We start from the raw sequence: 11333 nt of genomic DNA, 5'->3' as shown, positions 1-11333 counted from the left end.
ATGCGTATCTTGCTGATCTCCGGCATTGTCTTCGTGCATGTGCCTTATGATCCTCCAACGAGCGCCTTCCTCGGACTGAATGGCTTCTTCGACTGGCTGCGCGTCTTTTTGGGCGATAGCCTGTTTCGCATTGGCGTTCCGTGCCTCAGCGCGATTTCCGGTTATCTGCTGTTCCAGCGCGGCTTGGACGCCTTCGACTATGGCAGGACGCTTCGTTCGAAAGCGAAAACCGTCCTTCTTCCTCTCCTGCTTTGGAATTGTAGCCTGCTGGTCACCGTTTTCCTCCTTCAGCACTTCGATATTAGTGTCGGTTATTTCCCCGACCTTTGGAACGCCTCGACACGAGAGTTCCTGAGTTATGCGCTGGCAACCGAAGGGCTGCCGGTCAATGTTCCGCTCTATTTCCTGCGTGACCTGGTCGTCTGCATCATTCTTTCGCCGATCCTTGCCTTTCTGGTGCGCCGCTATGCGGCACCGACGCTTGTGATTCTCTTCGTCCTGGCGATCTTGCCGGAACTGACGCTTGGTATTGTGCTCAAAAAGTCGATTCTCTTCAGCTTCACGTTCGGCATTTTCCTGGCGCTCAACCGGCTGGACCTGAAGGCGCTCGATCGATTCTCGATTGTTGGGACCGCAGCAGTGCTTGCAGTCGCCGTTCTGCTGTCGATTGGTCTTTATCGCACAGGCCCGGATTTCCCATGGGCGCTTGATCTTGCGCGCAACACGCTGTCGATCGTCGGCGCGGGAGGATTCTGGCTTATGTCGGCCTTTGCTATCCGGTCGTGGATCGGCCGGCGTCTGGCCAGCACCGGCAGCCTGAGCTTCTGGGTTTTCTGCGCCCATTATCCCCTACTGGTCCTGATGTGGATGGTCTGGAACCGTATGGTTGGAGATGGGCAATATCCGCTTTTCTATGCCAGTTCGGTCATCGCCAGCTTCGTCGTCCTCACGACATCCAATCTCTTCGTCTCCCGCGCAATGCCGGGCTTCTATGAAATCCTGACTGGCAGCCGTGGGCGAAAGGCGAAGCTTTCCGCCGCGGCGAAATCCTATTCGTCGGCCGGTACCACTCGCTCCGGCGAACCGGCAATGACGCAACAGCAGAGGTGAAACATGATGGCGAAAGCCAGACATCTTCGGCGAGCCTGGCAGATCGCTACCGCAGCCGCGGTGGCGAGCCTTCTTGCACCCATGGTCCAAGCTCAACAGGGCGCGACCGGCAAATCCTTTGTCGAGAACTTCGACAGCCTCGACCGTTCGTTCTGGTACGTCTCCGACGGCTGGAATAACGGCAAGCACCAGAACTGCACCTGGTCGAAGAACCAGGTGCGCGTTGAAAATGGCGTACTGCAGTTGGAATTTGCCGAGCGCAAGACCGGCGACCGCAATTATGTCTGTGGCGAGATCCAAACCAAGGCGCGCTTCGGCTACGGTACCTACGAAGTGCGGATGAAGGCTGCGACCGGCTCCGGACTGAACTCCGCCTTCTTCAGCTATATCGGACCAACCGACAAGAAACCGCACGACGAGATCGACTTTGAGGTCCTCGGCAAGAACACCGGCCAAGTTCAGGTCAATCAGTACATCAACGGCAAGGGCGGCAATGAGAAGCTTGTGCCGGTCGCCGGCGGTGCAGACCAGGGCTTCAATGATTACGTCTTCATCTGGGAGGAGAACCGCCTCCGTTACTTCGTGAACGGCAAGCTTGTTCAGGAGGTGACCGACAAGGCGACGATCCCTTCGAACGCCCAGAAGATATTCCTGAGCCTATGGGGCACCGACACACTCAAACAATGGATGGGTGCGTTTTCCTACACTCAACCCACGACGATGACCATTGACCGTGTCGCGTTCACGGCGATGGGCGAAGACTGCCGCTTTCCAGAATCCGTGCTGTGCACGCTCGACTGAGGCGCTCTGCGGCTCGTTGCCCGATGCGGTCCCTGAGAGCCGGAAGGCTCGATAAAGGAGTTGGACGATTTGACATTGAACGTTCTTTATCTCGCGCATGATCTCGCGGATGCGGCGATCCGGCGGCGGGTGCTGACCTTGAAAGCGGGCGGTGCAAGCGTCACCGTTGCCGGTTTCGAGCGCGGCGCGAACGTGCTGTCCGACGAGCGGGATGTGCCGACGATTGTGCTCGGAAGAACGGCAGATGCCCGCTTCGCCCAACGCATCGGCGCGGTGGTGGCCGCGCGCATGGTGCTGAAGCGAAAGCTCTCGGGAATCACCCGGCCCGACGTTATCATCGCCCGCAACCTGGAAACCCTTGCGCTTGCCGGCCATGCTACCTCGCTTTTCGATCGCAATATTCCGGTCGTCTACGAATGCCTCGATATTCACCGGCTTCTCCTCGATGAGGGGATAAAAGGCCGCCTGATGCGGCAGGCTCAACGCTTCTTCGGCAATCGCGCCAGCCTGCTGATCACCAGTTCGCCGGCTTTCGTCGAGAATTTTTTTAAACCGCGGTCAGGTCTCGATCTGCCGGTCCTGCTTCTGGAGAACAAGGTTCTGGCCCTGGAGCCGGAACTTCTGCGCGCGCCAGTCGCACCGAGACCACGGAAAGAAGGTGCGCCCTGGCGGATTGGCTGGTTCGGGGCGATCCGTTGCCGAAAGTCGCTGGACAGCCTGATCGATTTCGCAGCACGGATGGATGGCAAGGTCGAGATCGTCCTGCGCGGTCGCCCGGCCTATAGCGAGTTCGACGATTTCGATGCAAAGGTCAGTGCTGCTCCGCATGTGGAATTCCACGGCGCCTACCGCAATCCGGAGGATCTCGCGGCGATCTATGGCGATGTCCATTTCACATGGGCGATCGATTTCTTCGAGGAAGGGCTCAATTCGAACTGGCTACTGCCGAACCGCCTTTATGAAGGAGGGCTCCACGGCGCGGTGCCGATCGCGCTTTCGGGGACCGAGACCGGCCGGTTTGTCGAGAAACGTGACATTGGCGTGACGCTCGACAACGCGACGCCGGAAACGCTCGAGGCTCTGTTCGAGGGCATGACCGAGGCACGCTACGCCGATCTCGCTTCCAGAATTTCAATTATTGAACGGAATCAATGGATCACGGGTCAGGCGGAATGCCAGGCCCTTGTTTCCAGGCTTGCTGCCCTACATCCCAACCTCTCGTCGCCGGCAGACATGCCGGTCGTGTCAACCGTGCAGTCGTGAGGTTGAGTATGGTTTCGCGTTCTCACTCCAATGTCGAGATTTCCAGCGTCCGGACGCTCCTCGTGATCCCCTGCCTCAACGAGGCGGCGACGATCGAGCCGCTCTTGCGCAAGCTGAACGAGCAGCGCGGCGAGATGGACATGTTGATTGTTGTGGCGGACGGCGGCAGCCATGATGGCACGCGGGATATCGTGCAAAAGCTTCTGCCTGAGATACCCCGACTTCTGCTTCTGGAAAACCCGAAGCGCATCCAGAGCGCCGCGATCAATCTCGCCGTGGACCGTTTCGGGCAGGATCGCGACTATCTCATCCGTATCGATGCGCATGGTGACTATCCGGACGGGTATTGTCGGACCCTGCTGGAGGAGGCGCTCGATATGCAAGCCGATTCTGTCGTGGTCGGCATGGAGACGGTCGGCTTCGGCCTGTTCCAGAAAGCGACGGCCGTGGCGCAGAATTCCAAACTCGGCAATGGCGGCTCCAAGCATCGCGCCGGTGGCGGCGGCGACTGGGTGGATCACGGTCATCATGCGCTCATGCTGATCGAGGCTTTTCGCGCTGTCGGCGGATACGACGAGAATTTCAGCCACAACGAGGATGCGGAGCTGGATTTCAGGCTGCGCGCCGCGGGCTTCCGTATCTGGATGACCGGCAAGACCTTCATGACCTATTATCCGCGAGCGAGTGCCCCGGCTCTCTTCCGGCAATATCTCGCCTATGGCCGCGGCCGCGCGAAAAACCTCATCAAGCATCGCTCGATCCCGAGACTACGGCAGGCGATCCCGCTCGCGGTCGCTCCTGTCGTCGTCGGCGCCTTCCTCGCCTTGCTTCATTGGTGGGCTGCGGTGCCGCTGGCGATCTGGGCTGCGGCCTGCCTCGGTTATGGCTTCTGGATGGCCGTGGGGCAGAAAAACCCCTACGGCCCGCTCGCCTCGCTCTCGGCGATGATCATGCATTTCGCCTGGTCGGCTGGCTTCTGGCTGGAACTGATCGGCATTCGTCCAGGGAGGGCCGCTTGATGACGGCAGGAGAAAAGCCGGTTCGCATCGATATCGGCGTCTGCACCTATCGCCGACCGGAATTGCAGGCGACGCTCATGTCGTTGTTTTCGCTGAGCGTCCCGGCGGGTGTCGAACTGCGCCTGATCGTTGCAGACAACGATGCCGCTCCGAGCGCGCGCGCACTGGTAGATAGCCTGCGCGGCCGGTCGCCCTTTCCGATCAGCTATGTCCATTGCCCGAAATCAAACATCTCGATTGCCCGCAACGCCTGCCTGACCGAGTGCGATGCGGATTATCTTGCCTTCATCGATGACGACGAAACAGCTATGCCCCGATGGCTCGCCGAGCTTTTCGCGGCGGTGATGCTTACCGGCGCAGACGCGATACTCGGCCCCGTCCGGGCAGTTTACGGAGCACGAAGCACATCATGGATGCGCAAGGGGGATTTCCATTCCACCATGCCCGTCTGGGTCGGTGGCAAGATCAGCACCGGCTACACCTGCAACGTATTGCTCGACATGCGTTCGCCCCTGGTTGCGGGTCGCAAGTTTGCCTTGTCGCTCGGCCAGACCGGCGGCGAGGACACGCATTTCTTCACAGCGCTCACCGATGCCGGCGGGCGCATTGAATTTGCCCAGGAGGCGATTGTCGAGGAAATCGTTCCGGAAAAACGGGCAAGTTTTTCCTGGCTTGCGAAGCGACGCTTTCGCTCGGGCCAGACGCATGGGCGCATTCTTGCCTCCAAGCATGCTGGTTTGAATCGGGTCAAACAGATGGGGCTTGCCGGTTCAAAGTTTGCCTTTTGCGCGGCGATGGCTGCAGCCACGGCCTTTTCCCCGGTCATCCGCAACCGTTATGCCCTTCGTGCCGTTCTGCACGCCGGCGCCGTTTCCGGCACGCTCGGCATGCGCGAGATTCGCCAATATGGAGCCGCTGAAGCAGCATGAACACGTTCGTACACCAGCCCGACGTGAGCTTCGTGATCGCCGCCTACAATGCGGAAGATACGATCGAGCGTGCGATCGCGAGTGCGCTGGCTCAGATCGGGGTGACCATGGAGGTCATCGTCATTGACGACTGCTCGACGGACGGCACGCGTGAGCGGGTGCGTGCGCTTGCGGATGATCGGGTTCGGCTGATCGTTCAGGAGAGGAATGGCGGACCGGCTGTTGCCCGCAATGCCGGCCTTCTTGTCGCCCGCGGCCGCTGGATCGCCATCCTCGATGCCGACGATACGGTCTATCCGGCAAGGCTTTTGATGATGCTCGAAAGGGCGGAGGCTGCCGAGGCCCAGATCGTGGTAGACAATATCGATGTCGTCCCCATCGAGGGCGGAAAGCCGCAGACTATGTTTCCCAGGGAAGAGCTGACGCGGCGTCCGCTCATGACGCTTGCCGATTTCATCGGTTCGAACGTGATTTTCCAGTCAACCTTCAACTTCGGCTACATGAAGCCGGTCTATGAGCGGGATTTCCTTGAACGCCACGGACTACTCTTCGACGAGACGCTGCGGATCGGCGAAGACTATCTGTTGCTCGCCTCCGCCCTTGCAAGTGGCGGCCAGTGCGCAGTCATGCCGGATGTCGGCTATGTCTACCATCTTCGGCAGGGCTCGATTTCGCGGGTCCTGGAACAACACCACCTCGACGCGATGCTGGCGTCCGACCGGGCCTTCCTCTCCCGCTATACGCTGGATGAGATGGCCATGGCCGCCCAGCGCCGGCGCTCCCGCAGCCTCGTCGAGGCGGGTGCGTTCCTCACGCTTGTCGAGGATATCAAGAAAGGCTCCGTCAGGGGCTTCCTGAAAACAGCGATCGGAAATCCGCGTGCATTGAGACATTTGCGCATGCCGATCGCTGTCCGCATGCGCCGGCTGTTGGGGAACGGCTGGCGTCAATTGAGATCCGATCGGATAGGGCGGGGGCGCCCTCGAGAAAGGACGAAGGAATGGATATGAATAGACCAGTTCGAAAGGCGGTGATTCCCGTCGCAGGCAACGGCACTCGGTTTCTGCCGGCCACCAAGGCCATGCCGAAGGAGATGCTGACGATCGTCGATCGTCCCGTCGTCCAGTATGCCGTCGATGAGGCCATGCAGGCGGGAATCGAGAACATCATCTTCGTGACCAGCCGCAACAAAACGGCGATCGAGGACTATTTCGACAGTGCACCGGAACTGATCGCCACGCTGACCCGCTCCGGCAAGACGGTCCAAGTTACCCAGCTTGAAAAGATGCTTCCGGTTGCCGGCACCGTCAGCTACACACGTCAACAGGTCCCGCTCGGGCTCGGTCACGCGGTCTGGTGTGCCCGGGAATTGGTGGGGAACGAACCATTCGCGCTCTTGCTGCCCGACATGGTCTCCTACGGTCCGCAAGGTTGCATGGCCGGGCTGATGGAGCTTTATGAGGAGGTTGGCGGCAATGTCTTTGCGGTAGAAGAATGCTCGCCCGAGGAGACGTCCAGCTATGGTATCGTCGGTGTCGGCCACTCCGTCAGGCACGGTTTCGAGGTGACCGAGATGGTCGAGAAGCCCAAACCGTCCGAAGCGCCGTCTAATTATTACCTGAATGGTCGCTATATTCTGCAACCGGAAATCTTTGAATTGCTTGCGCGTCAGGAACGGGGTGCCGGCAATGAGATCCAGCTTACGGATAGCATGCACAAGCTTGCGAAGGCCCAGCCGTTCCATGCGCACCCCTATCAGGGACGCACTTTCGACTGTGGCAGCAAGCGTGGCTTCATCGAAGCAAATGTCGCATTCGCCATGTTGCGTGCGGATATGGGAGCGGAGATTTACACCTCCCTCAAGGAACTGATGATGTCACACGAGACACGCGTCCAGGCAGCTTAATGCAGCTTGAAATCATTCGCGGCGGACGGCAGCGCGGCTGCCGCCCGTCACAGCAACGCTCCGGAAAGCGAGCTCCATGGATCAGGTAAACTTTCGACCACGAACGATATTTCCCGGCGAGACGCGCGACAGCGACACGTTCATTGATCTCGACAAGCTCTGGGCGGCGGCGTTTCGCCGCCTGGGCGTGGTCATCGCGTGCCTTATCGCCACCGTCACGCTTGCGGGGCTTTACCTCCTCACCGCGCAGTCGACTTACACGGCGATGACGCAAATCCTGATTGACGAAAATCTTTCGCGTTATGCCGAGGACGAGCGAGACAGCCAGACAGCCCAGCAGATCGACAACCGCATGTCGAGTGCGGTGGAGATCCTGAAATCCAAGGCATTGGCGTTGCGGGTCGTCGACAAGGGCAAATTCGACCAGAACGAAATACTGGTCAATCCGCCGCAATCGCCGGTCGCTCTTGCCAAGGGAGCGGTTCGCAGCATCGTCGCTCTGGTCACCCCCGGCGATCCGCCGCTTTCGGAAGAGCTTGCCCGCATGGGCCGGCGCGAAAAGGCCGCCGCTGTCCTGCAGCAGTCCCTGACCGTCGAGCGCGTCGGACGCAGCTCGGTGATTGCGGTTTCCGTCAGGTCCCCTGATCGGCAGCTTTCGGCATCGATCGCACGAACCTATGCCGATTCCTACCTAACCGATCAGCTCAATGCCAACTTCGATGCGTCTGAACGAGCCTCGCTGTGGCTGCAGGAACGGCTCAACGATCTTAACAGCCGTTCGCAGCAGGCGGCGCTGGCCGTCGAGCAATATAAAATTGAGCACAATCTCGTCTCGCCACGCGGAGAACTGCTTTCGACGCAACAGCTTTCCGATCTGAACAGCCAGTTGATCGTGGCCCAGGCAGATGCCGCAGCCGCTTCGGCCCGGTATGAGCAATACAAGGCGATCACCGACAAGGGGCCGGAGACGGCTGTCCAGAACGCGGTCGTTTCAGCACGCGATACGGACAATACGGTCATTCAGGACTTACGGAAGCGTTATATCGCGATCAATGACCGAGAGCAGGGGGTCATCCAGCAGTTCGGTGCAGATCATCCGCAGGCTGTCGCGCTGAAAGCGGAAAAGAACGATGTCGCGCAACAGATCTATCGCGAATTGCAGCAGCTGATGGGTAGCTTCCGCAATGAGTTCGAAGTGGCAAGCTCTCGGGAAAAGTCGCTGCGCGACAGCATCGACCGCGTCGCCGGGCGGAATTCGGAGGCCAATGTTTCAATGGTCCAGTTGCATGAACTGGAGCAGAAAGCGGCGGCGCTGAAGTCACTTTACGAATCCTATCTAGGCCGCTTCGAAGAAGCCACCCAGCGTCAATCCTTCCCGATTGCCAAGGCGCGGGTGATCTCGGATGCCGGTGTCCCGACGGCGCCGTCCAGCCCGCGGAAGACGCTGACGATGGCGCTTTCGATCGCGCTCGGCCTGCTTATCGGCGGTGCGGCGGCGACACTGCTTGAATTCCGCGAGCGGTTCTTCCGCACCGGCGACGACGTCCAGGACAAGCTCGGCCAACGTTTCCTCGGGTATCTGCCGAGGGTCAGCAATGCTCTCGTGGAAGACAAATCGACGTCTTCGGCCCCTCCTGCGCCACCGACGGAGGGCGAGGCAGCTAGTGTACCTGCCGGCAACCCGATTTCGTCCAGGCGTCTGATGCGGATTGCCGTGGAGGCGCCCCGTTCACAGTTTGCCGAGACGCTGCGCAATACCAAGCTTGCCTGCGATATCATGCTGCAGGATCGGAAATGCCGGGTGATCGGCGTCGTATCCTGCCTGCCGGGCGAGGGGAAATCCATGGTTGCTGCGAACTTTGCCGGTCTGCTCGCCTCGACCGGCGTGCGGACGCTGGTGATCGATGCCGACCTGCGAAATCCCGGCCTCAGCCGCATGCTTGGCAGCGAGCCGGAGGTCGGCCTTGTGGAAGTCATCCTCCAGAAGACGTCGTGGACGAGCGCTGCACGTGTCGATCGCAGGTCGCGGCTGACGATCCTGCCGATGACCATGCGGAGCCGCAATCTCGCCCATACAAGCGAGCTCCTGGCGTCCTCCGGCATGAGCCAGTTTCTCGAAAGCATCAAGGAAACGTTCGACGTCATCGTCGTCGATCTCGCACCGCTTATCCCGGTGATCGATGCCAAGGCTTTCGAACCCTATGTCGACGGCTTCGTCTTCGTGACGGAATGGGGCGCGACGCCCGCGAAAGCGGTGCAGTCCGTGCTGCGATCCGAGCCGCAGATCGCCTCGAAGACGGTCGGCGTCATCCTCAACAAGACGGAGATGTCGGAATTGCATAAATATGCTGATCCCGGTGCACCGGAGCGGCTGCGCAGCAGCTATCTTTCCTACTACAAGGACAAGGAAGGGGCCGCGCCGGCGCCACGATAAACCGAGAAGGGGCGGTTTCATCGCCCTTTTTCGTTTATGACCTCCAGCCCTCAGGCACTGGCGGCAAGTTGTTCGCTCAAAGGATCGGTGTTGACCGCGAGGATTGCCCTGCCGAACACCTCGCCGATGCCGATCAGCACGGGTTCGTCGACACCGATCTCTGCCATCGCCGCTGTCATATCCCTAAGCGATCCGGTCCAGCGCTTTTCGTTTGGCCTGGATACTGCACTGACGATCACGGCCGGCATGGCAGGCGCCATGCCGGCTTTAACGAGTTTCGTGGCGATTTCGCCGGCGGTGCGACCGGCCATGTAGTAGATCGTCGTCGTCCGCGGGTCGGCGAGACCGTTCCAGTCGAGATTGTCGGGCAGCGTACCTTTGCGGGAATGGCCGGTGACGAAGCGGACGCCCTGCGCATGATCGCGATGGGTAAGCGAAACGCCGAGCCGCGAGGCCATGGCGCTCGCCGAGGTGATGCCCGGCACGACATCGACCGGAATGCCCTGGCGCTCCAGGCAAGCGATCTCCTCGCCAGCCCGGCCGAAGATCATCGGATCGCCGGCCTTCAGGCGAACCACGCGTTTGCCGGCCTTGGCGAACTTCACCATCATGTCGTTGATGTCTTCCTGTCGGCAACTTACCCGGCCGCCGCGCTTGCCGACCAGCATGCGTTTGGCCTCGCGGCGGGCAAGCTCCAGTACCTCGTCGGACACGAGGTCATCGAAGAGGATGACATCGGCTGCCTGCAGGGCACGCACCGCCTTCAGCGTCAGCAGTTCGGCATCGCCAGGACCGGCTCCGACGAGCGTGACGCGGCCGGTGGCGGGGGCTCCCGCGAGCCTTTCGGCATCGCTTAGAAGCACCCCGCCGGCACCCTCCTCCGGCGCATCGGAACTTATAAAGACACGATCGACAAAGCGTTCCCAAAATGCACGGCGCTGCGGGCCAGGCGCCAACCGTTCATTGACCCTTTCCCGCAGCGATTGTGCAAGCTCTGCCCAGTTCTTGAGCGAGGCCGGCAGCAGCGTTTCGATGCGCCGGCGGATCGCCTGAGCAAGGATCGGCGCAGCACCATCCGTCGAGATCGACACGACGACCGGCGAACGGTTGACGATCGAGCCGAACTGGAACTGGCAGAAGGCTGGCTTGTCGATCACATTGACCGGCACGCCGGCTGTGCAGGCCGCATTGAAAAAGGCTTCGGCCTCACCCTCTTCGTCGCAATCGGCAACTGCCAGGGCGGCACCCTCGAGCTCTTCAGAGTTCCACCTGTCGAAGTGCCGAACAAATCGGCCCTGCGGATGCTCTGCATCTCGCTCAACCAACCTCTCGAAAGTCTCGGAAAGTTCTTCCGCGTAGACATGAACCTCGGCACCGCAGGCGGCCAGAAGTTCGGCTTTCCAGGCGGCGGCATCGGAGCCTCCCGCAACGATCGCCCGCTTGCCTTCGAGCGCCCAGAAGACTGGAAGCTTCGCCAGTGCCGTCATGCGGGCGGGCGCTTCGTTCCGCTGCTGTTGCGGAAGGTTCATCATTCCGCAGCCACCATCATCAGACTTCCGAGTTTGATGAAGAGTTTGCCGTTTTCGTTTCTGACGGGGATGGTCTGCACTTCACCATCGTCGGCGCCGAGCGCCTTGCCGGTTTCGAGCGAGATTACCCAGTTGTGCAATGGGCAGGTGACCGCCTTCTCATGAATGATGCCCTGGCTGAGAGGACCGCCTTTATGCGGGCAATGATCCTCGATTGCGAAGATCTCGTTCTCGGCGGTGCGGAAGACGGCAATCTTGCCCTGCGGCGTCTTCACGCAACGCGCGCCTCTGAGCGGGATATCGGAAATATCGCCGATCGGGTGCCAATTCATATCCAACTCC

Annotated in this window: 10 protein-coding genes; 8 read left to right on the top strand and 2 right to left on the bottom strand. The window is 60.4% G+C overall.

Annotated elements, in window-relative coordinates:
* The 8 genes from J2046_RS04895 (at position 1) to J2046_RS04860 (ending at position 9462) form a co-directional block, all read left to right on the top strand.
* Positions 1-1110, top strand: coding sequence for an acyltransferase family protein (locus J2046_RS04895; protein ID WP_233469546.1), 1110 nt, complete (start codon positions 1-3; stop codon positions 1108-1110).
* 3 nt (positions 1111-1113) lie between these two features.
* Positions 1114-1911: an endo-1,3-1,4-beta-glycanase ExoK gene (gene exoK / locus J2046_RS04890; protein WP_233469545.1), complete on the top strand. Its 798-nt coding sequence runs from the start codon at positions 1114-1116 to the stop codon at positions 1909-1911.
* Between the two features lie 69 nt (positions 1912-1980).
* On the top strand, positions 1981-3174 hold the full coding sequence (locus J2046_RS04885) for a glycosyltransferase (RefSeq protein WP_210049974.1): 1194 nt from the start codon (positions 1981-1983) through the stop codon (positions 3172-3174).
* 8 nt (positions 3175-3182) lie between these two features.
* Complete coding sequence (locus J2046_RS04880; protein ID WP_210049973.1) at positions 3183-4193, top strand: glycosyltransferase family 2 protein; 1011 nt, start codon at positions 3183-3185, stop codon at positions 4191-4193.
* On the top strand, positions 4193-5122 hold the full coding sequence (locus tag J2046_RS04875; RefSeq protein WP_210049971.1) for a glycosyltransferase family 2 protein: 930 nt from the start codon (positions 4193-4195) through the stop codon (positions 5120-5122). The genes J2046_RS04880 and J2046_RS04875 overlap by 1 nt, the downstream gene beginning before the upstream one ends.
* Positions 5119-6132, top strand: coding sequence for a glycosyltransferase family 2 protein (locus J2046_RS04870; RefSeq protein ID WP_210049970.1), 1014 nt, complete (start codon positions 5119-5121; stop codon positions 6130-6132). Before J2046_RS04875 ends, J2046_RS04870 begins: the two co-directional genes overlap by 4 nt.
* Positions 6123-7028 (top strand): UTP--glucose-1-phosphate uridylyltransferase, encoded by a 906-nt coding sequence (locus J2046_RS04865; RefSeq protein ID WP_210049969.1) that lies wholly within the window; start codon positions 6123-6125, stop codon positions 7026-7028. The genes J2046_RS04870 and J2046_RS04865 overlap by 10 nt, the downstream gene beginning before the upstream one ends.
* 76 nt (positions 7029-7104) lie before the next feature.
* A complete protein-coding gene (locus tag J2046_RS04860) occupies positions 7105-9462 on the top strand; it encodes a polysaccharide biosynthesis tyrosine autokinase (RefSeq protein WP_210049968.1) in 2358 nt (785 codons plus the stop codon).
* Between the two features lie 50 nt (positions 9463-9512).
* Here the strand turns inward: J2046_RS04860 and cysG are convergent, their stop codons facing one another.
* Entirely contained in the window at positions 9513-10991 is a 1479-nt protein-coding gene (gene cysG, locus J2046_RS04855) for a siroheme synthase CysG (protein ID WP_210050308.1), read from the bottom strand.
* Positions 10991-11323, bottom strand: coding sequence for a nitrite reductase small subunit NirD (gene nirD, locus J2046_RS04850; RefSeq protein WP_210049967.1), 333 nt, complete (start codon positions 11321-11323; stop codon positions 10991-10993). Before nirD ends, cysG begins: the two co-directional genes overlap by 1 nt.
* Positions 11324-11333: the final 10 nt, after the last annotated feature.

The organism is Neorhizobium petrolearium (assembly GCF_017873175.1).
GTDB lineage: Bacteria > Pseudomonadota > Alphaproteobacteria > Rhizobiales > Rhizobiaceae > Neorhizobium > Neorhizobium petrolearium.
This window is presented reverse-complemented; position numbering and strand designations above follow the sequence as displayed.